Origin of the sequence: Streptococcus zalophi (genome assembly GCF_016481285.1) — a bacterium.
GTDB lineage: Bacteria > Bacillota > Bacilli > Lactobacillales > Streptococcaceae > Streptococcus > Streptococcus zalophi.
This window is the reverse complement of the sequence record NZ_JAENBP010000002.1, coordinates 203,140-226,818: the sequence shown is the minus strand read 5'-3', so window position 1 is coordinate 226,818 and position 23,679 is coordinate 203,140. Positions and strand designations below refer to the sequence as shown.

The 23,679-nt window shown below is 34.1% G+C and carries 23 protein-coding genes and 2 pseudogenes; 23 read left to right on the top strand and 2 right to left on the bottom strand.

Features of this window, described 5'->3' with window-relative positions:
• Positions 1-57 precede the first annotated feature (57 nt).
• From pcrA to JHK64_RS02540, 19 genes and pseudogenes are all read left to right on the top strand, one after another.
• A complete protein-coding gene (gene pcrA, locus JHK64_RS02625) occupies positions 58-2,310 on the top strand; it encodes a DNA helicase PcrA (protein ID WP_199567451.1) in 2,253 nt (750 codons plus the stop codon).
• 75 nt (positions 2,311-2,385) lie between these two features.
• Positions 2,386-3,348 carry an aromatic acid exporter family protein gene (locus JHK64_RS02620; RefSeq protein WP_199567450.1) on the top strand — a complete coding sequence of 321 codons (963 nt, stop codon included), beginning with the start codon at positions 2,386-2,388 and terminating at the stop codon, positions 3,346-3,348.
• Between the two features lie 56 nt (positions 3,349-3,404).
• Positions 3,405-3,582 (top strand): annotated as a pseudogene (locus JHK64_RS07570) (DUF2130 domain-containing protein); the annotation flags it as partial.
• Between the two features lie 173 nt (positions 3,583-3,755).
• Positions 3,756-4,655 (top strand): annotated as a pseudogene (locus JHK64_RS02615) (DUF2130 domain-containing protein); the annotation flags it as partial.
• A 46-nt stretch (positions 4,656-4,701) separates the two neighbouring features.
• Positions 4,702-5,589, top strand: coding sequence for a tRNA pseudouridine(55) synthase TruB (truB, locus tag JHK64_RS02610; RefSeq protein WP_199567448.1), 888 nt, complete (start codon positions 4,702-4,704; stop codon positions 5,587-5,589).
• A 43-nt stretch (positions 5,590-5,632) separates the two neighbouring features.
• Positions 5,633-6,544 (top strand): bifunctional riboflavin kinase/FAD synthetase, encoded by a 912-nt coding sequence (locus JHK64_RS02605; RefSeq protein ID WP_199567447.1) that lies wholly within the window; start codon positions 5,633-5,635, stop codon positions 6,542-6,544.
• 123 nt (positions 6,545-6,667) lie between these two features.
• Entirely contained in the window at positions 6,668-7,084 is a 417-nt protein-coding gene (locus JHK64_RS02600; protein WP_199567446.1) for a Spx/MgsR family RNA polymerase-binding regulatory protein, read from the top strand.
• Positions 7,074-7,358 carry a UPF0223 family protein gene (locus tag JHK64_RS02595; RefSeq protein WP_199567445.1) on the top strand — a complete coding sequence of 95 codons (285 nt, stop codon included), beginning with the start codon at positions 7,074-7,076 and terminating at the stop codon, positions 7,356-7,358. Before JHK64_RS02600 ends, JHK64_RS02595 begins: the two co-directional genes overlap by 11 nt.
• Positions 7,342-8,106, top strand: coding sequence for an inositol monophosphatase family protein (locus JHK64_RS02590; protein ID WP_199567444.1), 765 nt, complete (start codon positions 7,342-7,344; stop codon positions 8,104-8,106). The genes JHK64_RS02595 and JHK64_RS02590 overlap by 17 nt, the downstream gene beginning before the upstream one ends.
• A gap of 76 nt (positions 8,107-8,182) precedes the next feature.
• Positions 8,183-9,490 carry an RsmF rRNA methyltransferase first C-terminal domain-containing protein gene (locus tag JHK64_RS02585; protein ID WP_199567443.1) on the top strand — a complete coding sequence of 436 codons (1,308 nt, stop codon included), beginning with the start codon at positions 8,183-8,185 and terminating at the stop codon, positions 9,488-9,490.
• A 100-nt stretch (positions 9,491-9,590) separates the two neighbouring features.
• Positions 9,591-10,466, top strand: a complete 876-nt coding sequence (locus tag JHK64_RS02580) for a phosphate ABC transporter substrate-binding protein PstS family protein (protein ID WP_199567487.1) — start codon at positions 9,591-9,593, stop codon at positions 10,464-10,466.
• Complete coding sequence (pstC, locus tag JHK64_RS02575; protein ID WP_199567442.1) at positions 10,459-11,391, top strand: phosphate ABC transporter permease subunit PstC; 933 nt, start codon at positions 10,459-10,461, stop codon at positions 11,389-11,391. The genes JHK64_RS02580 and pstC overlap by 8 nt, the downstream gene beginning before the upstream one ends.
• Positions 11,381-12,265, top strand: coding sequence for a phosphate ABC transporter permease PstA (gene pstA / locus JHK64_RS02570; RefSeq protein WP_199567441.1), 885 nt, complete (start codon positions 11,381-11,383; stop codon positions 12,263-12,265). Before pstC ends, pstA begins: the two co-directional genes overlap by 11 nt.
• Before the next feature lie 12 nt (positions 12,266-12,277).
• Complete coding sequence (pstB, locus tag JHK64_RS02565; RefSeq protein ID WP_199567440.1) at positions 12,278-13,078, top strand: phosphate ABC transporter ATP-binding protein PstB; 801 nt, start codon at positions 12,278-12,280, stop codon at positions 13,076-13,078.
• A gap of 16 nt (positions 13,079-13,094) precedes the next feature.
• Entirely contained in the window at positions 13,095-13,853 is a 759-nt protein-coding gene (pstB, locus tag JHK64_RS02560) for a phosphate ABC transporter ATP-binding protein PstB (RefSeq protein WP_199567439.1), read from the top strand.
• A gap of 8 nt (positions 13,854-13,861) precedes the next feature.
• Entirely contained in the window at positions 13,862-14,515 is a 654-nt protein-coding gene (gene phoU / locus JHK64_RS02555) for a phosphate signaling complex protein PhoU (protein ID WP_199567438.1), read from the top strand.
• Between the two features lie 44 nt (positions 14,516-14,559).
• Positions 14,560-17,106, top strand: coding sequence for a M1 family metallopeptidase (locus JHK64_RS02550; RefSeq protein ID WP_199567437.1), 2,547 nt, complete (start codon positions 14,560-14,562; stop codon positions 17,104-17,106).
• Positions 17,107-17,264: 158 nt separating this feature from the next.
• A complete protein-coding gene (locus JHK64_RS02545) occupies positions 17,265-17,939 on the top strand; it encodes a response regulator transcription factor (RefSeq protein ID WP_199567436.1) in 675 nt (224 codons plus the stop codon).
• Positions 17,929-19,227, top strand: coding sequence for a sensor histidine kinase (locus JHK64_RS02540; protein ID WP_199567435.1), 1,299 nt, complete (start codon positions 17,929-17,931; stop codon positions 19,225-19,227). The genes JHK64_RS02545 and JHK64_RS02540 overlap by 11 nt, the downstream gene beginning before the upstream one ends.
• A 25-nt stretch (positions 19,228-19,252) precedes the next feature.
• Here the strand turns inward: JHK64_RS02540 and rpsT are convergent, their stop codons facing one another.
• Together rpsT and coaA are read right to left on the bottom strand one after the other, a co-directional pair.
• Positions 19,253-19,504, bottom strand: coding sequence for a 30S ribosomal protein S20 (gene rpsT / locus JHK64_RS02535; protein WP_199567434.1), 252 nt, complete (start codon positions 19,502-19,504; stop codon positions 19,253-19,255).
• Positions 19,505-19,556: 52 nt separating this feature from the next.
• Positions 19,557-20,477 (bottom strand): type I pantothenate kinase, encoded by a 921-nt coding sequence (gene coaA, locus JHK64_RS02530; RefSeq protein WP_199567433.1) that lies wholly within the window; start codon positions 20,475-20,477, stop codon positions 19,557-19,559.
• A gap of 191 nt (positions 20,478-20,668) precedes the next feature.
• Between coaA and JHK64_RS02525 the strand changes: the two genes are divergently transcribed.
• From JHK64_RS02525 to JHK64_RS02510, 4 genes are read left to right on the top strand one after another with little or no spacing between them, the layout of a single operon-like run.
• Entirely contained in the window at positions 20,669-21,292 is a 624-nt protein-coding gene (locus JHK64_RS02525) for a class I SAM-dependent methyltransferase (RefSeq protein WP_199567432.1), read from the top strand.
• On the top strand, positions 21,279-22,556 hold the full coding sequence (locus JHK64_RS02520; RefSeq protein WP_199567431.1) for a pyrimidine-nucleoside phosphorylase: 1,278 nt from the start codon (positions 21,279-21,281) through the stop codon (positions 22,554-22,556). Before JHK64_RS02525 ends, JHK64_RS02520 begins: the two co-directional genes overlap by 14 nt.
• 26 nt (positions 22,557-22,582) lie before the next feature.
• A complete protein-coding gene (gene deoC / locus JHK64_RS02515; protein ID WP_199567430.1) occupies positions 22,583-23,245 on the top strand; it encodes a deoxyribose-phosphate aldolase in 663 nt (220 codons plus the stop codon).
• Positions 23,145-23,621: a cytidine deaminase gene (locus tag JHK64_RS02510; RefSeq protein ID WP_425507303.1), complete on the top strand. Its 477-nt coding sequence runs from the start codon at positions 23,145-23,147 to the stop codon at positions 23,619-23,621. Before deoC ends, JHK64_RS02510 begins: the two co-directional genes overlap by 101 nt.
• Positions 23,622-23,679 lie beyond the last annotated feature (58 nt).

Genomic DNA, 23,679 nt, shown 5'->3' with positions numbered 1-23,679 from the left:
TTTTTTTGTCATCAAAAAAATGGTATAATTCTTGAATAGACAAGTAAGGGAGAAACAATGAATTCACTATTAAAAGGAATGAACAGTAAACAAAGTGAAGCTGTTCAAACAACCCAAGGTCCATTACTCATTATGGCGGGTGCAGGCTCTGGGAAAACTCGTGTATTAACACATCGTATTGCTTATCTGATCGATGAAAAAGGTGTTAACCCGTGGAATATTTTAGCCATCACTTTTACTAACAAAGCAGCAAGAGAAATGAAAGAAAGGGCTATGGCGTTAAATCCTGCCACACAAGATTCTTTAATTGCTACTTTTCACAGCATGTGTGTTCGCATTCTTAGAAGAGAAGCTGAATTTATCGGCTACAATCGCCAGTTTACGATTATTGATCCAGGTGAGCAAAGAACACTTATGAAACGAGTGATGAAAGAACTCAACATTGATCCAAAACAATGGAATGAACGTAGTATTTTAGGCACCATATCCAATGCCAAAAATGATTTGATTGATGCTAAGACTTATGAAAAGACAGCAAGTGATATCTATCAGCGAGTTGTTGCAAAATGTTATACCCTTTATCAATTAGAATTAAAACAAAGTCAAGCCATGGATTTTGATGATTTAATCATGATGACCTTGCGTTTATTTGACGAAAATCCACAGATCTTATCCTACTATCAACAACGTTATCAATACATCCATGTAGATGAATACCAAGACACAAATCATGCCCAGTATCAGTTGGTGAAATTATTAGCCAGTCGCTTTCATAATATTTGTGTGGTTGGCGATGCTGATCAATCCATTTATGGTTGGCGTGGGGCTGACATGCAAAATATCCTTGATTTTGAAAAAGATTACCCACATGCCAAGGTTGTTTTATTGGAAGAAAACTACCGTTCGACAAAGAGAATTTTACAGGCAGCAAATAAAGTCATTGAAAATAATAAAAATAGACGTCCCAAACGCCTATGGACTCAAAATAATGATGGCGAAGCTATTGTTTATTACCGTGCTAGCGATGAACATGATGAATCCATATTTGTTGTTAGTGAAATCGCTAAATTAATTAAAGAAACAAAAAGAAGTTATCAAGATTTTGCAGTGCTTTACCGCACAAATGCCCAGTCAAGAACGATTGAAGAAGCCCTTTTGAAGGCCAATATGCCATATACCATGGTTGGTGGGACAAAGTTCTACTCTCGTAAAGAAATTCGTGATATTATTGCATTTTTAAATGTTATCGCAAATCCAAGTGACAATATCAGTTTTGAAAGAATTATCAACGAACCAAAAAGAGGTGTGGGTCCTGGTACCATTGATAAATTACGTCAATATGCTTCATCAATTGACTTATCTCTTGTAGAAGCAGCTAGTCAGATAATGATGTCACAGATAAAAGGAAAAGCAGCTCAAGCTATTTTTGATTTATCAAACAATCTCCTTCAATTAAGAGAACAGTTGGATCACTATTCTATGACTGATTTGACTAAAAAAGTGTTAGACATCACAGATTATCTAAGAGCTCTTCAAATTCAAAACACACTTGAGAGTCAATCACGAATGGAAAACATTGAAGAGTTTCTATCAGTAACCCAGCATTTTGACGACTTAGAAAAAGAATCACAAACTGAGTCAGGACTTGATCGTCTCACACGTTTTCTTAATGATTTAGCTTTAATCAGTGATACAGATGAAGGCTCCACAGAAAATGAACAGATTACTTTGATGACCCTTCATGCTGCTAAAGGATTAGAGTTTCCAGTTGTTTTTCTTGTTGGTTTAGAAGAAAATGTCTTTCCTTTATCTAGAGCTCAAGAAGACCCTGATGAATTAGAAGAAGAGCGTCGTTTAGCTTATGTTGGTATCACTAGAGCAGAAGAAGTGCTTTATTTGACGAATGCTAATTCTCGTATGCTTTATGGTAAAACAAATTATAATTTTCCAAGTCGCTTCATTAAAGAAATTGATGATGATTTATTAGACTATCAAGGCTTTGCTAGACCAACTAATAGTTCACGCACAGCTATACCATTTTCTTCTGGTAAAAGCCTTTCCAATCGTCACAATCCTCGTTCATTCAAAAATGAAAGAGCATCTGTTAGATCATTAGCTAGTTCTAATACATCAACAAATGCAACTACCACTACTTGGGAAATTGGTGATATTGCTCTTCATAAAAAATGGGGAGAAGGAATTGTTTTAGAGATTTCAGGTAGCAAAGACTCACCAGAACTTAAAATTAAATTTCCTGAGATTGGTCTGAAGAAAGTATTGGTTAATATTGCACCCATTACAAAAAAATAAGGATTGTCAAACTGGCAAAAAGAGTGAGAATCACTCTTTTTGTGCTAATCCATCAAAGAAAGAAATGGAGTTTCCATGCCTATCTTACAACGAACAATTAAACTAGTTCTAGCAACCAGTATTGCTATTTTTTTAGCAAGCCTGTTAGGTTTATCAAATCCTACATCAGCTGGTATCATTGCCATTCTTAGTATTTTAGACACGAGACGGTCATCTTTTAAAATTGCGAAACAACGACTGTTTTCAACACTTTTAGCACTCTTTATCGGAGCATTAGTATTTGTTGTTCTTGGATTTTCCTTAATCAGTTTAGCGATTTATCTACTCATTTACGTGCCACTAGCCTATCATTTCCAACTAGAAAGTGGCATTGCACCAAGTACTGTCTTAGTAACCCATTTATTATTAGCAGAGAAAATATCGCCACCTTTTTTATTCAATGAATTTTCACTCTTTTTAATTGGGGCGGGTGTTGCGCTTGTTTTCAATCTTTATATGCCATCAAGACAAAAAGAAATTGACGCTTATCATATTAAAGTAGAAACGCTTTTAAAAAAGATTTTCTTAAAATTTGATTGTTTTTTAAGAACAGGTGATGGTAGAAATGATGCAGAACTCATCAACCAATTAGATGCTCTTTTAAAAGAAGCTTTATCCGTTGTTTATCATGATCGAAGAAATCAGTTATTTAATCAAACCAATTACCAAGTTCACTATTTTGAAATGCGAAAAGCCCAGTTGAAAATCTTAAGAGAAATGGCCAAACGCATCAATCATTTTCAACATAAAAGTGCTGAAAGTTATCTTCTTGGTCAACTCTTTGTGGAAGTGTCAGCCCAGCTCAGTGAAAAAAATTCTGCCAAGGGCTTACTAAAAGATATTAATGCCTTTTTAGAGTCCTTCAGAAAAAGAGAACTCCCTAAAACACGGCATGAGTTTGAGACACGCGCTATATTGTTTCTACTCTTATACGATGTTGAGCGGATTATCCAACTAAAAGTCGATTTTTATCATGATTATAACAATGGACAGTTTTAAAAATTGTTAACGCAGTCTAATTATTTTGATAACATAGAAAAACAATGAGGTTAGTAATGAATACAATCAAATGCCCACATTGTGGCACTACATTTACCGTCAATGAAACTGAGTATAGTGAACTCTTAGCACAAGTTCGTGGGGCAGAGTTTGAAAAAGAAATCCATGAGCGTTTGGCAAAAGAAGTTGCTTTGTTAGAAGAAAAGGCTAAAAACCAGCTTCAAAAATCCTTAAGTGAAAAAGAACAAGCAATTATCGCCTTAGAAAACCAACTTAAAACACAAGAAGAGGCAAAAAGCCTTGAAATAGAAGGGTTACTCGCTAAAAAAGAGCAAGAAATTATTACAGTTAAAAATCAACTCAATCAAGTCACGCTTGAAAAAGATTATGAGTTGAAAGAAAAACTCTCTCAGATTGAAAAAGAAAGAGACGAGGCAAAAAATGCTCTTGTTTTGCAAGAACAAAAACAAGAATTAGCTTTGAAAAATATCCAAATTGATTATGCTGCTCAATTAAAAGCAGCCAATGAACAAGTTGAATTCTATAAGAATTTCAAAGCCCAACAATCAACAAAAGCGATTGGTGAGAGTTTAGAAATATATGCAGAAACTGAGTTTAACAAAGTGAGAAATCTTGCCTTTCCTAATGCTTATTTTGAAAAGGACAATCAAGTGTCTCAAAGAGGCTCAAAAGGGGATTTTATTTATCGAGAAACCGATGACAATGGTGTTGAAATCCTTTCCATTATGTTTGAGATGAAAAATGAATCCGACGAAACAAAAACCAAGCATAAAAATGAAGATTTTTTCAAGGAACTTGATAGAGATAGAAACGAAAAAAACTGTGAGTATGCTGTCTTAGTCTCCATGCTTGAAGCAGATAATGATTACTATAATACAGGTATTGTTGATGTCAGCCATAAATATGAGAAAATGTATGTTGTCAGACCACAATTTTTCATTCAATTGATTGGTATTTTGCGTAACGCTTCGATGAATTCACTGAAGTTCAAACAAGAATTGGCTATGGTCAAGGAACAAAATATTGACATCACGCATTTTGAAGAGGATTTAGAAGTCTTTAAAAAGGCTTTTGCTAAAAATTATCAATCAGCAAGTACCAACTTTAAAAAAGCGATTGATGAGATTGACAAAGCCATTAAACGAATGGAAGCCATTAAGGCAGCATTAACAACTAGTGAAAATCAGTTAAGACTGGCAAACAATAAATTAGATGACGTGTCGGTCAAAAAATTGACAAAAAAGAATCCAACCATGAGAGAAAAGTTTGATAATCTTAAACAGTAATCAAAAATGAATCATCACAAAGAAATGGGTGTGCTATAATAAGACTATGATTTCAGGAATAATAAATTTAAAAAAAGTAGCAGGCATGACGTCTCATGATGCGGTTTTTAAACTAAGAAAAATTTTAAATGAAAAAAAGATAGGACACGGGGGGACGCTTGACCCTGATGTTACTGGTGTTCTTCCCATTGCCGTTGGTAAAGCCACCCGCGTCATTGAATTTATGACCGATTCGGGCAAAGTTTATGAAGGTGAAGTGACACTTGGTTTTTCCACCACAACTGAAGATAGTAGTGGTGATCTTGTTGATGTGTCGCCCATTCATTCTAACGAATTAACCGAAGAAAAAGTAGATATCGCTATGAAAAGCTTTATTGGTGAGATTGAACAAGTACCACCCATGTATTCTGCTGTCAAAGTAAATGGCAAAAAATTATACGAGTATGCAAGAAATGGTGAAACAGTTGAACGACCAAAACGACAAGTGACCATTTTTGAATTTGTAAGAACCAGCCCTCTAAGCTTTAAAGAGGAGACCTGCTCTTTTTCATTCAGAGTTAACTGTAGTAAAGGGACCTATGTCAGAACTCTTGCAGTCGATTTAGGAAACCAATTAGGCTATGCTAGTCATATGTCTTTTCTTACACGCACAAGTGCAGCTGGATTAAACTTTCTAGAAAGTTTAACACTTGAGGAGATTGCCGAAAAAGTGACTCAAGAAGATTATTCTTTTCTTTTGCCAATGACCTATGGTGTTTCAGATTTACCAAAGGTTGAATTGACAAAGGAGATGGTCACTGATATTTCTCATGGCCGTTTTATCCAACTTCCTCATAACAAGGAAATGGTTCTTGCTGGTTTTTATGACAATCAATTGATTGCTATTTTAGAAAGTCGAGATAATCTTTATAAACCTAGAAAGGTTCTTATTTAAATTCTTTTGTGCTGTTTCTAGCAAAGTATGATAAAATAACAATATGAAAATTTTCGAAATAACAGATTTTAATGATATCAACCAAAATGACGAAACGGTTTTAGTGCTTGGTTATTTTGATGCTTTACATAAGGGTCATCAAAAACTTTTTATAGAAGCTAGAAAACTAGCAGATAAAAATCATTCTAAGGTTGCCTTAATCACTTTTAAAGAATCACCAAAAGTCGTTTTTGCTCCTTATGAGGAAACACTTTTAAAACACGTTCATTACCCAGAAAAACGTTATGCTAAAATGGCTGAATTTGGTGTCGATTATCTTTATTTAATGGATTTCACCAGTCGTTTTTCAAAGACAAGTGCTCTTGATTTCATTAAAACTTATATTAATAAGCTAAACGCAACAGGTATTGTTGTTGGTTTTGACTATCGTTTTGGTAGTGACTTACAAGATTCGTCTTATCTACAAAGACATTTTTCTGGCCAAGTTGTCATTGTTGATCCAGTTGAAATTGAAGGTATTAAAATCAGCTCTAGTTGGATTAAAGAATTGATTGCCAGTGGTCAAGTTTCTCAGGTTAATAAACTCCTTGGTTTTCCCCTTTCAACAAGAGGTATCGTTTCTCACGGTGAAGCTAGAGGAAGAACTATCGGTTATCCAACAGCCAATCTGGCAATGATTGATAGAACATTTGTACCAACTGACGGCGTTTATGTAACAGATGTCATCGTTCAAGGAAAGAAATACCGTTCTATGACTAGTGTTGGCAAAAATATTACTTTTGATGGTCAAGAATCAACCATTGAAATTCATATCTTTGATTTTAACGGTGACATATATGGGGAACCTATTGAACTTTTCTGGCTTGAAAAAATTCGTGAAATGATTCGTTTTTCAGGCATTGATGCCTTGGTTGTGCAATTACAAATGGATGAAAAGATCGCAAAAAATTGGTAATTATTATTTAAATAGTAGCCTTTATTAGAATTATTGATAATTTTAATAATATTCGTGAAAAACATAGCAAAAGTAGTTTGTTTTTGTTATAATGAAGTAAATAAGTGTAAAGAGGTTAGTATTATGATTACCTTATTTTTATCTCCAAGTTGTACGAGTTGTCGTAAAGCAAAAGCTTGGTTAAAAAAACATGAAGTCGATTTTAAAGAGCATAACATAATCACAAGTCCTTTGAACCATGATGAGTTGATGAGTATTTTGTCATTTACTGAAAATGGTACAGATGACATTATTTCTACGCGTTCAAAAGTGTTTCAGAAATTGGATATCGATGTCGATGATTTATCCATTTCAGAGTTAATTATGTTAATTGGAGAAAATCCTAGTTTGTTAAGAAGACCGATCATCATGAATGATAAAATGATGCAAATTGGTTATAACGAAGATGAGATTAGAGCTTTTCTTTCTCGTAGTTATCGTAAACAAGAATTAAAAGACGCCACTATCAGAGCAGAAATCGAGGGAATAGATGACATCTAATTATTCTTATCCGGTAGATTTGTCTTGGAGTACTGAAGAAATGATATCAGTACTCCATTTTTTGAATCAGGTTGAGAAAGCTTATGAATCAAAAGTTGAAGTTTCACATTTATTGAAGGCTTATGACAATTTTAAGAAAATAGTAACCAGTAAAAGTCAGGAAAAACAAATTGACAAATCATTTGAAAAAGCAAGTGGCTATTCCATTTATCAAGTAATGAAACTAGCTAGAGAAAAAAAGAAGGGCGTGATTTCTTTTGGAAAAAAAATTTGAATTTGCCAAACAATTAATTTTGGAAGCTGGATTGTTTATCAAAAATAAAATGATGGAAAAAATTGAAATCCAGATGAAAGATCGTTTTGATGATCTTGTCACCAATATTGATAAAGATGTTCAAGAACTCATCATCAATCATATTAAAAAAGATTACCCTTCTGATTTTATTTTAGCCGAAGAAAACAATGTTCGACATAAATGGAATAAGGGTAATGTCTGGGTGATAGATCCTATTGATGGAACAGTTAATTTCATCGCTCAAAAAACTGATTTTGTTGTTATGATAGCTTATTTTGAAGAAGGCATTGGACGATTTGGATTAATCTATGATGTCATCAATGATGTTTTGTTTAGTGGTGGTGGTGAATTCTCTGTTTATCGCAACCAAGAACGTCTTTCTCCTTATCAACCCAAAGAACTTCATCAGATGTTAGTCATCAGCAATGCTAAAATGTTTGCTGAAAATGACCATGGAATTGCTGACTTGGTATCACATAGTTTGGGTTGTCGCAATTATGGTAGTGCTGGTTTTAGCATGAGTCGTGTTTTAAATGGACAAGCTTGGGCTTATTTTTCCTATATTTATCCTTGGGATTATGCAGCAGCAAGTATCATGGGAGAAAAACTAGGCTATCAACTCCTCACATTATCAGGTGAAAAACCTAATTTTGAAACACGACAAAAAATGATGTTCTTTCCTAAAGTTGACAAAAAAGTCATTGAACAATATATCAAAGAAACATAGAAAACCCCATCCTGTGGGTTTTTTAATTTATCGTTTCTTCTATGCGATAGTGAGTAAAGTATAGTATAATAGAAATATGAATTTACCTAAAGACTTTGTAGAAAAATATAATCAATTATTACAAGAAGAAGCACCTGCTTTTTTTGCTAGCTTTGATCAACCAGCTATTTCAGGTTTTCGAATTAATCCCTTAAAAAAACAAATACCTGTTTTTCCAGATGCTATTACTGATACACCATGGGGTCACTATGGCAAAGTATCGGGGCATTCTATAGCTCATGTGACAGGACTAGTTTATTCTCAAGAACCCGCGGCACAAATGGTTGGACAAATAGCAGCCCCTAAAAAAGGTGAACGAGTGTTAGATTTAGCTGCTGCACCAGGTGGTAAAAGCACGCACTTGCTTTCTTATCTAAATCAAACAGGCGTTTTAGTCAGCAATGATATTTCGACAAAAAGAAGTAAGATTTTAGTTGAAAATATTGAACGTTTTGGTGGTAGAAATGTTGTAGTGACTAATGAAAGCCCTCAAAAGTTAGCAACTGTTTTTAAAGATTATTTTGATGTCATTGTTTTAGATGCTCCGTGTTCAGGTGAAGGGATGTTTCGAAAAAATCCAGAAGCCACTTCTTACTGGCATGTTGATTACCCATTGGAATGTAGTTTTTTGCAAAGAGAAATCTTAGAAGAAGCTCTTAAAATGCTAGCACCCGAAGGAAGATTAATTTACTCTACCTGTACATGGTCAAAAGAAGAAAACGAAGATATCGTTTCCTGGTTATTAGAAAACTATGATTTTTTAGAATTAGCAACTATTAAAAAAATAAATGGTATGAAAGAAGGGATAGGTCTTTCTGAAACGGCAAGAATGTATCCTCATCATTTTAAAGGAGAAGGTCAATTTGTTGCTAAATTAATTGATAAAAGAGTGAAAATAAAGCGTTCTGTCAAGCCTGGTAAGTCCAATTTATCAAAAGTGCAATTTCAACTTTGGAATGACTTTCAAAAAACACATTTGAAGACATGTTTGGACGGATTGTTACAATGCTTTGGTCAGGAGTTATATCTTTTGCCACTAGATTTACCAGATTTATCAAAACTCAAAATAGCTAGAAACGGTCTTCATCTTGGTACTTTTAAGAAAAATCGCTTTGAACCAAGTTTTGCGTTAGGTTTAGCCTTAACAAGCAATGATGTTATACATACCATTGAAATTGATGACAACGATTTTAAAACATACCTTTCAGGCAACACCATTAACCTAGATAAAGAATATCCAAAAGGCTGGTATCAACTATTGGTTGGTGGAAATGGTCTTGGTTTTGTCAAAATTGTTGGGAAAACCATTAAAAACTTTTATCCAAAAGGGCTACGGCTTCCATAAAACAATCATCTTTATCAATAGATTGATAACTGATTTATTCCATAGACAAAATGTAAAAATAATTTCCTTGGTGTACAAGATGAAAGTAAAAGGTTTAAACATGAATAAAATGAAACACATTCTTAGATTAAGTTTATTAATGCTAGGAATACTATTTTTAGCTTCCTGTTCTAGTTGGATAGATAAGGGAGAATCAACAACAGCTGTTGGTTCAACCGCTCTTCAACCTCTTGTTGAAACAGCTGCAGATGAGTTTTCCAAAGAGCATATCGGTAAGTTTATCAATGTTCAAGGTGGCGGTTCTGGAACAGGCTTATCTCAAGTACAATCAGGAGCAGTAGATATCGGGAACAGTGACTTATTTGCTGAAGAAAAACAAGGTGTAGATGCTTCTATTTTAGTTGATCACCAAGTAGCAGTAGTAGGTGTAACACCTGTTGTTAATTTAGAAGTAGCTGTTGATAATTTATCCGTCGAAGACCTTAGAAAGATTTTTGCCGGAGAGATTACCAATTGGAAGGAAGTCGGTGGAAATGATTTGGAGATTGTTATCATCAATCGTGCTTCTGGCTCTGGAACAAGGACATCCTTTGATAATATTATCATGAAAGGAACACCTTCAAAGAAATCACAGGAACAAGATTCAAACGGGACAGTTAGAAGTATTGTTTCTCAGACACCAGGTGCCATATCCTATCTTTCTTTTTCCTATGTTAATGATACGGTTAAAGCTCTAAGTCTTGAGGGTTATGAACCTACCGAGGAGAATGTTCATGTGAATAACTGGCCAATCTGGTCATATGAGCACATGTATACCAAAGGTGAACCGACAGGTCTCACCAAAGAATTTTTAGACTATATGCTTAGTGATGCTGTTCAAGAAGGTATCGTTAAAGAAATTGGTTATATTTCTATCAACGATATGAAAGTAATCAAAAAAGCAGATGGGACAGTCATGGAGAAATCAAATGAATGATATTTCTAAACGTTTATTATCAAAATCCAAAAATTCTCGTCTTGAGAAAATGGGAAAGACAATCACTTTTCTTTGTCTTTTACTGATTGTTTTTGTGGTGGCTTTAATTTTACTATTTGTGGCTCAAAAAGGCTTGTCTACTTTCTTTGTTAATAAAGTCAATGTCTTTCACTTTTTGTTTGGAACAGAATGGAGTCCATCTCAAAAAGATGATAATGGTCAATATATTTTAGGGGCATTACCAATGATTTTAGGCTCTTTTATTGTTACAATCTTATCTGCCATCCTTGCCACCCCCTTTGCAATTGGTGTCGCCTTATTTATGACAGAAGTATCTCCTAAAAGAGGTGCTAAAATAATGCAGCCGGCAATAGAATTACTTGTCGGGATTCCATCTGTAGTGTACGGTTTTATCGGTTTAACCGTCATTGTGCCTACAGTTCGTTTCTTTTTTGGTGGCTCAGGATTTGGTATTTTATCAGGTGTCTTTGTTTTATTTGTCATGATTCTACCAACGGTTACATCAATGACAGTAGATACTTTAAAATCACTTCCAAGACATTACAAGGAAGCTAGTTTAGCTTTAGGAGCGACTCGTTGGCAAACCATAAGTAGAGTTCTTTTAAAAGCAGCAACTCCAGGAATTCTAACGGCCATCGTTTTTGGGATGGCAAGAGCATTTGGTGAAGCACTTGCGATTCAAATGGTTGTTGGTAATGCAGCTATCATGCCAACAAGTTTGACAACACCAGCAAGCACTCTAACATCCATTTTAACAATGGGAATTGGAAATACAGTTATGGGAACTGTTCAAAACAATGCTCTTTGGAGCCTTGCTATGATACTGCTTTTAATGAGTCTTGTTTTTAATATGTTGATGAAACTCATTACACGTCCGAGAGGAAAGAAAAACTATGCACGCTAAAAAAATTGATCAATTGGCAACCTTTATTTTATACGCCATATCAGGAATTGTTCTTCTTATCCTAATTGGTTTAATAGGCTATATTCTAGTTCAAGGACTTCCTCACATTAGCTGGCAATTTCTTGTTGGTCAGTCTAGTTCATATAAAAGTGGTGGGGGAATTGGTGTCCAACTCTACAATAGTGTCATGCTTTTAGTCATCACACTTTTAATTTCTTTTCCCATTTCCTTAGGGGCAGGTATTTATCTATCAGAATATGCAAAACCCAATCAATTAACGGCCATTATTAGAAATACTATTGAGATTTTAAGTTCTCTTCCTTCTGTAGTTGTTGGCCTCTTTGGCTTTTTAATCTTTGTTGTTCAATTTGGTTATGGTTTTTCGATTATTTCTGGTGCCATGGCATTAACGATTTTTAATTTACCGATGATGACGAGAAATGTTGAGGAAAGTTTAAAATCGGTTCATCATACCCAACGTGAAGCTGGCCTTGCCTTAGGACTTTCTCGCTGGGAAACAATTGTTCACGTTGTTGTGCCAGAAGCTTTACCAGGAATTATTACTGGTATTGTTTTAGCCAGTGGTAGAATATTTGGTGAGGCGGCTGCTCTTATCTATACAGCAGGACAATCAGCTCCTGCACTTGATTGGTCAAATTGGAATCCTCTAAGTGTCTCAAGTCCAATTTCTATCTTTAGACAGGCTGAAACCTTGTCGGTTCATATTTGGAAGGTAAATAGTGAAGGAACCTTACCAGATGCACTCGAAGTATCAGCAGGTAGTGCAGCTGTTCTAGTGATTTTTATTCTCTTATTTAATTTATCGGCTCGTTATATTGGTCGTAAAATCCATCAGAAAATGACATCAAAATAAAGGAGGGATACAGTGGAATATAATTGGAATGAAAAACATATTGTCACTTTTGACAAAGATGATATCTCTCTTGAAACAAAAGACCTTCATGTTTTTTATGGTAAAAAAGAAGCCATTAAGGGAATTGATATGCAGTTTAAAAAGAATAAAATAACTGCTTTAATTGGTCCATCTGGTTCTGGTAAATCGACTTACTTAAGAAGTCTTAATCGAATGAATGATACGATAGCGATTGCTAAAGTTACTGGTGAAATCTGGTATGAAGGTATTGATATCAATCGTCCCGAAGTAAATGTTTATGAAATGAGAAAAGAAATTGGCATGGTTTTTCAAAGACCTAATCCTTTTGCCAAATCGATTTATCGTAACATTACATTTGCCCCAGAACGGATGGGTATTAAAGATAAGAAAGTTTTGGACGAAATCGTTGAAACATCATTAAAACAAGCAGCTCTTTGGGACCAAGTGAAAGATGATCTTCATAAATCAGCGCTTTCTCTGTCAGGTGGTCAAAAACAAAGATTGTGTATTGCAAGAGCCATTGCTGTTAAGCCAAATATTTTATTAATGGATGAGCCAGCAAGTGCCCTTGATCCCATATCAACCATTCAAGTAGAAGAGACAATGATGACGTTAAAGAATAATTACACTATCATTATCGTGACTCATAATATGCAACAAGCAGCTCGTGCAAGTGATTATACCGCCTTCTTTTATGATGGTGATTTAATTGAATATGATAAAACAAAAACGATTTTTCAAAATGCTACTTTGCCATCAACATCTGATTATATTTCTGGACGTTTTGGTTAAAAGAGAAGGGAGAAAAATGGCGAAAGAAATATTACGTGTTAGTGATTTATCACTTTACTATGGTAAGAAAAAGTCTCTTAACAATGTGACAATGGATCTCTATGCTAATGAAATTACAGCCTTTATCGGTCCTTCAGGTTCTGGAAAATCAACCTTGTTAAGATGTTTTAATCGAATGAACGACCTAATTCCAGATGTGACTATTACTGGAACTATTATGTACAAGGGACATAACATATACAGTCCAAGAATGGATACTGTTGAATTAAGAAAAAATATCGGTATGGTCTTTCAACAACCCAATCCATTTCCTATGTCTATCTATGAAAATGTTATCTATGGTTTAAGATTAAATGGTATAAAAGACAAACAACTCTTAGATGAAGTGGTGGAAACTTCTCTTAAAGAGGCTTCACTCTGGGAGGAAGTTAAAGATAGATTACACGATTCTGCTCTTTCTCTATCAGGTGGACAACAACAAAGAGTATGTATTGCAAGAGTTTTAGCAACAAATCCTAATGTGATTTTGTTGGATGAACCAACAAGTGCTCTTGATCCCATCTCTTCAAGAAAAGTTGAGGAAACCTTATATGAATTGAAAAAAGAGTACACCTTGATAGTAGTCACTCATAGCATGCAACAAGCTAGTAGAATGTCTGATCGAACAGCTTTCTTTTTAGATGGAACTCTTATTGAATATGACAAAACCAAAAAAATCTTTTTGGATCCCGCAAAAAAAGAAACAGAAGACTATATTACCGGTAAGTTTGGATAGGAGAAAATATGTTTAGAACACAGTTTGAAGAAGAGTTAGAAAAACTACACAATCAATTTTATGCTATGGGAACCGAAGTCCTATCCCAAATTGGCAAGACTGTGCGTGCTTTTGTTAGTCATGATACTGATCTTGCTCAAGAAACTATTGACGAGGATAAAGTGGTTAATGACTATGAAATTAAGCTTGAAAAAAAATCATTAGAAATTATCGCACTGCAACAGCCAGTTTCTCAAGATTTAAGGATGGTGATTACCGTTTTAAAAGCCAGTAGTGATATTGAACGCATGGGAGATCACGCTGTTTCAATGGCAAGAGCTACTATTAGAACAAAAGGTCAATTGACACTAGACAATGTCGAAAATGAGATAAATGAACTTGGTCGTCAAGTTAAAATTATGGTTGAAGCTGCTCTTAACGCTTATATTAAAAGAGATGAAAAAAGAGCCAAAGAAGTCGCAAGATTGGATGACCAGATAGATGAGGATACTAAGAGAATTCGTCAATTAACTTTGGAAGAAATTCGTAATCAACCTGACGCTCTTTTGTCTGGAAAAGAATATTTCCAAGTCTTAGTTGACCTTGAAAGAATTGCTGATTATGCCACAAATCTTTGTGAGTGGGTTGTTTATTTAAAAACGGGCAAAATTATAGAATTGTGATATAATATGATAAGATAAATTTTTTATATATTTAAAGGAGAATTATGAAAACTGTTGAACATTACGTAGAAAAATTTGTACCAGAAAATTATAATATTTTTCTTGATATCAATAGAGAGAAAAAACAATTCCAAGGGAATGTCGCTATTAATGGTGAAGCACTACAACACCACATTTCATTTCATCAAAAAGACTTAACCATCAAGTCAGTTTTATTAGACAATAAACCCCTTACTTTTACAATGGATGATGACAATGAGGCCGTTCATGTTGAATTACCTGAAACAGGTGTGATGACGCTTGTCATTGAGTTTTCAGGAAAAATTACTGACAATATGACGGGTATTTATCCTTCTTATTACACTGTTGATGGTGTTAAAAAAGAAGTTATCTCTACCCAATTTGAAAGTCATTTTGCGCGTGAAGCCTTCCCAAGTATTGATGAGCCTGAAGCAAAAGCAACATTTGATTTATCTATCAAGTTTGATCAAGCTGATGATGAAATTGTTTTGTCAAATATGCCTGAAATCAATGTTGATCTTAGAAAAGAAACAGGTGTTTGGATCTTTGACACAACTCCAAGAATGTCATCATACTTATTGGCATTTGCGCTTGGTGACTTACAAGGTAAAAAAACTGAAACTAAAAATGGTACAAAAGTAGGTGTATTTGCAACAAAAGCACATTCAGACAAATCATTAGATTTTGCACTTGATATTGCTGTTAGAACAATTGAGTTCTACGAAGATTATTTTGGTGTTAAATACCCAATTCCTCATTCTTATCATGTGGCTTTACCTGATTTTTCATCAGGCGCTATGGAAAACTGGGGACTTATTACCTATCGTGAAGTTCTCTTATTAGTGGACGAAAACTCTACTGTCTCAAGTCGTCAACAAGTAGCCTTAGTTATTGCCCACGAAGTGGCTCACCAATGGTTTGGTAACCTTGTCACAATGAAATGGTGGGATGATTTATGGCTCAATGAAAGTTTTGCCAACATGATGGAATATGTTGCTATTGATACCATTGAACCATCATGGAACATTATGGAAGACTTCCAAACAGGTGGAGCTCCTTACGCTCTTAAACGCGATGCAACTGACGGTGTTCAATCTGTTCACGTTGCAGTTAACCATCCTGATGAAATCAACACCTTATTTGATCCCGCAATCGTTTATGCTAAAGGTAGCCGTTTGATGCACATGCTTCGTAGATGGTTGGGTGATAAAGCATTTGCTACAGGACTTGCAGCATACTTTGAAAAACATCAATATGGTAACACCATTGGTCGTGACTTATGGCATGCTTTATCAAAAACATCTGGAAAAGATGTTGCTAACTTTATGGATGCTTGGTTAGAACAACCAGGATACCCAGTTGTAACTGCTGAAGTAGTAGATGATACTTTAATCTTGACTCAAAAACAATTCTTTATTGGTAGTCACGAAGATAAAGATCGCTTATGGCAAGTACCATTAAATAGTAACTGGGAAGGCATTCCTGAAACACTGACTGAACGTGTGATGGAAATTCCAAATTATAGCCAATTACGTGAGAAAAATAGTGAGCCTTTACGTTTCAATACTGAAAACACAGCACACTATATTATCAATTACAAGGGAGAATTGTTAGATAATCTCGTTTCTGATATCAATAATCTTGATAATATTTCTAAATTGCAATTATTACAAGACCGTAAACTACTTGCTGAAAGTGGTGAGATTTCATACGCTGATTTAGTAACTTTAATTTCTGGATTAACGAATGAAACATCTTACTTGGTTACTGCAGCAATATCATCAATTATTGCTAGTCTTGAACGTTTTATTGATTCTGGTAGCCCGGAAGAAGCTCAATTTAAGCAATTAGTGAAGAAAATCTATCAATCAAACTATGACCGTCTTGGTTTTGAAAAAATTGCTGGTGAATCAGATGAAGATGAAATGGTTCGTGAATTAACCTTATCTTCAATGATTTATTCTGATGATGAAGCAGTTGTTCAAAAAGCAAATAGTATTTTTGATGAGTACAAAGATAATTTAGAAGCTATTCCAGCTGCTATTCGTGCCAATGTTTTAGTTAATCAAGTGAAGTCAGCTGAGACACCTGAGTTAGTATCACTTTATTTGAAACTTTATCCAGAAACAAATGACTCTAACTTTAGAAGACAATTGTCTCGTGCTTTATCACATACTAAGAATGAAGAAACAATTAAAACAGTTTTAGGTGTGCTTAAAGATAGAGATATTGTTAAACCACAAGACTTGGCTATGAGTTGGTATGCACCTTTCCTTTCCCAAAACGAGACACAAGAAGAATTTTGGACTTGGTCACGTGAAAACTGGGATTGGATCAAGAAAACTCTTGGTGGTGATATGAGTTTTGATAAATTTGTTATTTATCCAGCAGCATACTTTAAAACACCTGAAAGACTTAAAGAATACAAAGAATTCTTTGAACCTCAATTAACAGATATGGCGATTAGTCGTAACATTTCAATGGGTATCAATGAAATTGAAGCTCGCGTTTCATTAATTGAAAAAGAAAAAGCAGCTGTTCTTGAAGCTATTAAAAGCGTTATGAACTAATACATATTAATAGAAAAACAAAAAACTTGTTCTGTAAAAGAACAAGTTTTTTAGTTATGCTTAAGAAAAGAGAGATAAAATAAAAGAAAAAGTTGATTATCTATTGGATGATAGGGTTTTTAGTGATAACGTGTTATAATAATAAACGAGGTAAACAAATGATAAAAATACTATTAGTTGAAGATGATTTGAGCTTGTCAAACTCAGTTTTTGATTTTTTAGATGATTTTGCAGATGTTATGCAAGTCTTTGATGGAGATGAGGGTCTTTATGAAGCCGAAAGTGGCATTTATGATCTCATTTTATTAGATCTCATGCTCCCTGAAAAAAATGGCTTTCAAGTTCTAAAGGAACTTCGTGAAAAAGGAATTAACACGCCTGTTCTAATCATGACAGCAAAAGAAAGTCTTGATGATAAAGGGCATGGCTTTGAGTTGGGAGCAGATGATTATTTAACCAAACCCTTTTATTTGGAAGAATTAAAGATGAGAATCCAAGCCCTCTTAAAACGCTCTGGTAAAATGAGTGATAAACAACTTTCATATGCAGATTTAAGAGTGGATACAAAGACAAACACGGTTTATTATCAAGAAAAAGAAGTAGAACTACTAGGGAAAGAATTTGATGTTTTAGTTTATTTTTTGCAGAATCAAAATGTTATCCTTCCAAAGAGTCAAATTTTTGATCGTATTTGGGGATTTGATAGTGATACAACTATTTCTGTCGTGGAAGTCTATGTTTCTAAAGTGAGAAAAAAATTAAAAGAGAGCCAGTTTGCCAAAAATCTTCAAACCTTGAGAAATGTGGGGTATATCCTTAAAAATGTTGACTAAATTGAAAAACCACTCTAAAACGGATAATTTTAGTTATTTCATTCATTTTTTTGCTGTTTTTACTGGTATATTCATTGTTATGACGGTTATCATTCTTCAGGTGATGAGGTTTGGTATCTACTCCTCAATTGATGCTAGTCTTCAGTCGGCTAAAGAAAATATTGATCGTTACGTTTATTTGAGCATGACAAAGACCATTAGTGGAATCTCCCAAGATTATTTTATCAACGATAATAATCGTATTGAAAGACAAATGGTCGCTAATACTGATATTATAATATATGATAATCGTGGACGCATTATAAATGATATTGATATCTTTTCTAATCTTCACAATATTCCTTTAAAAACAGACGATAAAGGAAGTATTGTTCCTTTAAAAACAACTAATATCATTGGAGATGAAGAACTTTATCGATCCGTAACTCTAGAAATTACTAGTTTTGATTATCCAACGGTTGCTTACGCCACAGTTGTTATTAATACAACACAACTTGAAGAAATTAGTCAACGATATGTCAAAATCATTGTAACGGTAATGATCATTTTTTGGTTTATTTCAGTTGGGACAAGTCTTTACTTAGCCAAATGGAGTAGTCAACCACTGAGAGAGAGTTATGAAAAACAAAAATCATTTGTTGAAAATGCCAGCCATGAATTGAGAACACCACTTTCAGTTTTACAAAATCGTTTAGAAAATCTTTTGAGAAAACCAAATGCTACCATTTTAGAAAGCACTGAAAACCTAGCATCAAGTCTTGATGAAGTTAGAAATATGCGGATTCTAACAACTAATCTACTCCATCTAGCGAGACGTGATGAAGGGATTAAACCTGACATTAATGATATTTCTCCAGAATTTTTTGATACTCTTTTTTATAACTACCAAATTATCGCCGAAGAAAATAATCGTCTGTTTAAAGGAACGAATCGGTTGAAACAGAGTTTTAAGTCAGATGAAGCTATATTAAAACAACTGATAACAATTCTATTTGATAATGCCATTAAATACACGGAAGAATTAGGTGAAATTGCTGTTGAAGTAGTGAGTAAAGACAAGCAACTTATTATTCGTGTCTTTGATAATGGTATTGGTATTAAAGATGATGACAAACTTAAAATCTTTGATCGGTTTTATCGGGTCGATAAGGCAAGAACGAGACAAAAGGGTGGATTTGGTCTTGGACTATCATTAGCAAAACAATTAGCTAATGTATTAAAAGCAAAGATAGTAGTCAAAGATAATATTCCTAGAGGAAGTATTTTTGAAATCATAATGAACAAATAAAAAAAACCTGAGTGACAGGTTTTTTTTATTTTGCTAATTTAGTGTAAAGACGAGCTTTATCACGACTTGCTTTATTTTTGTGAATTAATCCTTTAGATTTTGCTTTATCAATGCTAGAGCTTGCTGCTTTGTAAAGTTCTTCTGTTGGATTTGCTTCAAATGCTTTAATCGTTGTACGCATAGCTGATTTTTGAGCAGCATTTCTTTCATTTTGTTTTGAAGTCAGTGCAGCACGTTTGCCAGCTGATTTGATATTTGCCAATGTTTTCACCTCCATTTATACTAACTATCATATTATATAGAAAAATCTAGCTTTTGACAAGTCTTTCTTATTTTTTAAGGTAAATTTCGTCAATAAGGTGGTTTTTTGATTTGTGCAAAATGAGTTCAGCACGATTTCTAGTAGGTTCGATATAGTTTTCCAAATTGAAAAGGTTGGTATTTTTCCAAACTTCCTTAGCAAAAGTAGTCAATTCGTCAAAAGACATCTTAGTAAAACGGTTGTAGTAATTCTGTTCATCTTTTTTTGCCATTTCCGTTAAACTATAAAAACGTTCGAGATACCATTTTTCAATATGTTGACTATCCGCATCAATATAAATAGAAAAATCAAAATAATCACTCATATAAAGACGGTTGTTTTGTTGATTTTGAAAGACATTAATTCCCTCAACTATTAAAAAATCAGGTTTTTTAATGGTTTGCATCTGATTAGGAACAATATCATAAGTTTCATGAGAATAAACTGGAATAGCAACATCATGACCGCTTTTAATATTATCTAAAAAATTTAACAAAAGTTCCATATTATAGCTTTCAGGGAATCCTTTTTTATTGAGAATATCTTTTTCTTTTAAAATAGCATTTGGATACAAAAAACCATCTGTTGTCACCATATCAACGCGACTATTTTTAAACGTTCTTGTTAATAAGAGTTTTAATAATCTACTAGTTGTTGATTTACCAACGGCCACACTACCAGAAATACCAATAATAAAGGGACGCTCTTTAATCGTTTTTTGTAGAAAAATACTCTTAGAAAAAGTTAAGTTTTCTTGAGCATTTTTATAGATTTTAATCAAATTAATAAGAGGGAGATAGACATCTAACACATCCTGCATGCTAATTTGGTCATTCAAACTTTTAATCGAGTTTAATTCTGACTCCGTTAAGAGAGGACTATCTTTTTGATACAATTGCTGCCAGTTTTGACGAGAAACTTTTTCAAAGTTAATAAATTCATTCTTCATATTTTACTCCTCAATGCATTATATCATTTTATAAAGAGAAATAAAATTTTAGCCGATAAATCAAGAACTAATTTTAGAATTTTTAATCAATTTAATAGTTGTTTATCATATCATTTCATGTAGATACTAATGAATATGATGAAACAAAAGGCATTATTGAAAACCATTACAGATTGTGATAGACTTATAGTATGAAAAGAAAAGATGAAAACTCAAAGACAACCATGTATTTTTCTGAAAATCCAGATAGTCAACATGATATTAAAGAATTGGAAACTTACCTTCTAGGAGAAGTTTTTTATTTTCAAACCGATTCAGGTGTTTTTAGTAAAAATAGGATTGATTTTGGTAGTCAAACCTTAATTAACTATGCTGACTTTGAGGCAAATAAAACACTTTTAGATATTGGCTGTGGTTATGGACCTATCGGGATTAGTCTTGCAAAAGTAAAAAAGATTATTCCAACCATGATTGATATTAACAATAGAGCGTTAGAGTTGGCCAAAATAAATGCACAAAAAAACCACGTTGAAGCAAGGATTTTCCACTCACATCTTTATAATCAAGTTGAGGGAACCTTTGACTATATTGTTAGTAATCCTCCTATTAGAGCTGGAAAAGAAGTTGTTCATGAGATTATTTCTAGAAGTATTGATCATTTAAATGAAAATGGCAGTTTAACCATAGTCATTCAAAAAAAACAAGGTGCCCCAAGTGCAAAAAGCAAGATGCAGGCTATTTTTGGTAATGTCACAGTTTTAAAAAAAGAAAAAGGGTACTATATTTTAAGGAGCTTTAAAGATGAGAACAGTTGATTTAATTCAAAAAAAGCGAGACGGAAAAGAACTTTCAACAAAAGAAATAGAATGGCTTATTTCTGGCTATGCTAGTGGAGATATACCAGACTATCAAATGTCAGCCTTAGCAATGGCTATTTACTTTAAAGGGATGTCAAAAAGAGAAACACGTGACCTAACAATGAGTATGCTAGAGACAGGCGAACAAATTGATTTGTCGGCAATTATGGGAACAAAAGTTGATAAACACTCGACCGGAGGAGTGGGTGACAAAGTCACTTTGATTTTAGCTCCACTAGTTGCTAGTTTTGGAGTGCCTGTTGCTAAAATGAGTGGTAAAGGTCTTGGTCATACAGGTGGTACTCTTGATAAATTAGAAGCGATAAAAGGCTTTCAAATCGAAAGAACACAAGAAGAGTTTATCAAACAAGTACAAGATATCAATCTATCTGTTATTGGACAATCAGATAAACTTGTTCGAGCAGATAAACTATTATACGCTCTTAGAGATGTAACTGCGACAGTTGACATCATTCCTTTAATTGCTAGTTCGGTGATGAGTAAAAAAATCGCATCGGGGGCAGATAGTATCTTACTAGATGTGACTGTAGGTGACGGTGCCTTTATGAAAACAATTGAAGATGCTGTTGAATTATCTCAAACAATGGTTGATCTTGGTAAAGCAGTCGGTAGACAAACTGTTGCAGTTATTACTAATATGAGCCAACCACTTGGTCGTGCTATTGGTAATCGCCTGGAAGTTTTAGAGGCAATTGAAATTATGCAAGGAAAAGGTCGTGAAGATATTACGCACTTTATTTGTGAATTGGCACAAATTATGCTTGAACTTGCTGGCAAGAAAGTTGATCTATCTGAGATTAGAAATCATCTCACAAATGGTCAAGCACTTAAAAAATTTGAAGAATTTATTATCTATCAAGGTGGTGACTTAGAAGATCTTTATCGTCCATCTTCAGCCAACTATATCACAGAAGTGATTTCAGATGACACTGGTATTATCCAAGAATTACCAGCTTTAGAATTTGGTCTTTTTGCCATGAGATTAGGAGCAGGAAGAGCCGTTAAATCTGATAATTTAGATTATGAAACTGGTATTGTTTTTGATAAAAAAGTTGGTGATAGGATTGAAAAAGGAGAAATAATTGCAAAAATTTATTCAAATAAAAAAATAGAGCCAAAAATGATTACAGAATTCAAAAAAAATGTTAGAATAGGTGATGAAAGCGTTGACTCAAAAGAAATATTAAAAATTATTGTCTAACGAGTCAGAAAGGATTTAGAAAAGAAATGGAAATTAATGGATATATTGATCACACACTCTTAAAAGCTGAAAGCACAGTGAAACAAATTGATAGCTTAATTGAAGAAGCTAAAAAATATCAATTTGCAAGTGTTTGCGTCAATCCAAGTCATGTCAAACATGCAGCAGAAAAATTAAAAGATAGTCCCGTTAAAGTATGTACAGTCGTTGGTTTTCCATTAGGTGCAACAACAAGTGCTACCAAAGCTTATGAAACAAAAGATGCTGTTTCAAATGGAGCCGATGAAATAGATATGGTTATCAATATCGGACAATTAAAAGCTGGTAATCTTGAATTTGTTGAAAATGATATTAAAAGTGTTGTTGATGCTAGTGGAGAAAAACTTGTTAAAGTCATTATTGAAACTGCTTTACTGACTGACGATGAAAAAATTGTAGCTTGTCAAGTAGCTGTGAAAGCAGGAGCTGATTTTGTTAAAACCTCTACTGGTTTTTCTACAGGAGGAGCAACAGTTGCTGATATTGCTTTAATGCGCCAAACAGTTGGACCAGATATTGGTGTTAAAGCTGCTGGTGGAGCTCGTTCATATGAGGATGCTAAAGCATTTATTGAAGCAGGTGCGACACGTATTGGTACATCTGCAGGAGTGGCAATTGTGGAAGGAAAAGAAGTTAATGGCGGATACTAATTTAATTAGGCTAGCAAAGACTGCTAGCAAAAACGCCTATGTTCCTTATTCACAATTTCCAGTCGGAGCAGCACTTAAGACAAAACAAGGCGATATTTTTATTGGATGCAATATTGAAAACGCTAGTTTTAGTTTGACAAATTGTGCTGAGAGAACAGCTATTTTTAAAGCCATTTCAGAAGGTCAAAAAGATTTCTCTGAAATTGCAATATACGGAGAAACCAAAGATCCAATTTCACCTTGCGGTGCCTGTCGTCAGGTTATGGCGGAATTTTTTGAACAGGATTGCAAAGTGACATTGATCGCTAAAAATGGTCAGACGGTCGAGATGACGGTCGGGGAGTTACTTCCATATTCTTTTACAGATTTATCTTAGTCTGTAAGATTTCTGCTTGAACCATGAGGTTTAAGAAACTAGCAACAGTAAGTTGCAA

Coding starts and splice junctions, on each gene's coding strand:
- pcrA (WP_199567451.1), top strand. CDS start 58: ATGAATTCACTATTAAAAGGAATGAACAGTAAACAAAGTGAAGCTGTT.
- JHK64_RS02620 (WP_199567450.1), top strand. CDS start 2,386: ATGCCTATCTTACAACGAACAATTAAACTAGTTCTAGCAACCAGTATT.
- truB (WP_199567448.1), top strand. CDS start 4,702: ATGATTTCAGGAATAATAAATTTAAAAAAAGTAGCAGGCATGACGTCT.
- JHK64_RS02605 (WP_199567447.1), top strand. CDS start 5,633: ATGAAAATTTTCGAAATAACAGATTTTAATGATATCAACCAAAATGAC.
- JHK64_RS02600 (WP_199567446.1), top strand. CDS start 6,668: ATGATTACCTTATTTTTATCTCCAAGTTGTACGAGTTGTCGTAAAGCA.
- JHK64_RS02595 (WP_199567445.1), top strand. CDS start 7,074: ATGACATCTAATTATTCTTATCCGGTAGATTTGTCTTGGAGTACTGAA.
- JHK64_RS02585 (WP_199567443.1), top strand. CDS start 8,183: ATGAATTTACCTAAAGACTTTGTAGAAAAATATAATCAATTATTACAA.
- JHK64_RS02580 (WP_199567487.1), top strand. CDS start 9,591: ATGAATAAAATGAAACACATTCTTAGATTAAGTTTATTAATGCTAGGA.
- pstC (WP_199567442.1), top strand. CDS start 10,459: ATGAATGATATTTCTAAACGTTTATTATCAAAATCCAAAAATTCTCGT.
- pstA (WP_199567441.1), top strand. CDS start 11,381: ATGCACGCTAAAAAAATTGATCAATTGGCAACCTTTATTTTATACGCC.
- pstB (WP_199567439.1), top strand. CDS start 13,095: ATGGCGAAAGAAATATTACGTGTTAGTGATTTATCACTTTACTATGGT.
- phoU (WP_199567438.1), top strand. CDS start 13,862: ATGTTTAGAACACAGTTTGAAGAAGAGTTAGAAAAACTACACAATCAA.
- JHK64_RS02550 (WP_199567437.1), top strand. CDS start 14,560: ATGAAAACTGTTGAACATTACGTAGAAAAATTTGTACCAGAAAATTAT.
- JHK64_RS02545 (WP_199567436.1), top strand. CDS start 17,265: ATGATAAAAATACTATTAGTTGAAGATGATTTGAGCTTGTCAAACTCA.
- JHK64_RS02540 (WP_199567435.1), top strand. CDS start 17,929: ATGTTGACTAAATTGAAAAACCACTCTAAAACGGATAATTTTAGTTAT.
- rpsT (WP_199567434.1), bottom strand. CDS start 19,504: ATGGAGGTGAAAACATTGGCAAATATCAAATCAGCTGGCAAACGTGCT.
- coaA (WP_199567433.1), bottom strand. CDS start 20,477: ATGAAGAATGAATTTATTAACTTTGAAAAAGTTTCTCGTCAAAACTGG.
- JHK64_RS02525 (WP_199567432.1), top strand. CDS start 20,669: ATGAAAAGAAAAGATGAAAACTCAAAGACAACCATGTATTTTTCTGAA.
- JHK64_RS02520 (WP_199567431.1), top strand. CDS start 21,279: ATGAGAACAGTTGATTTAATTCAAAAAAAGCGAGACGGAAAAGAACTT.
- deoC (WP_199567430.1), top strand. CDS start 22,583: ATGGAAATTAATGGATATATTGATCACACACTCTTAAAAGCTGAAAGC.
- JHK64_RS02510 (WP_425507303.1), top strand. CDS start 23,145: ATGAGGATGCTAAAGCATTTATTGAAGCAGGTGCGACACGTATTGGTA.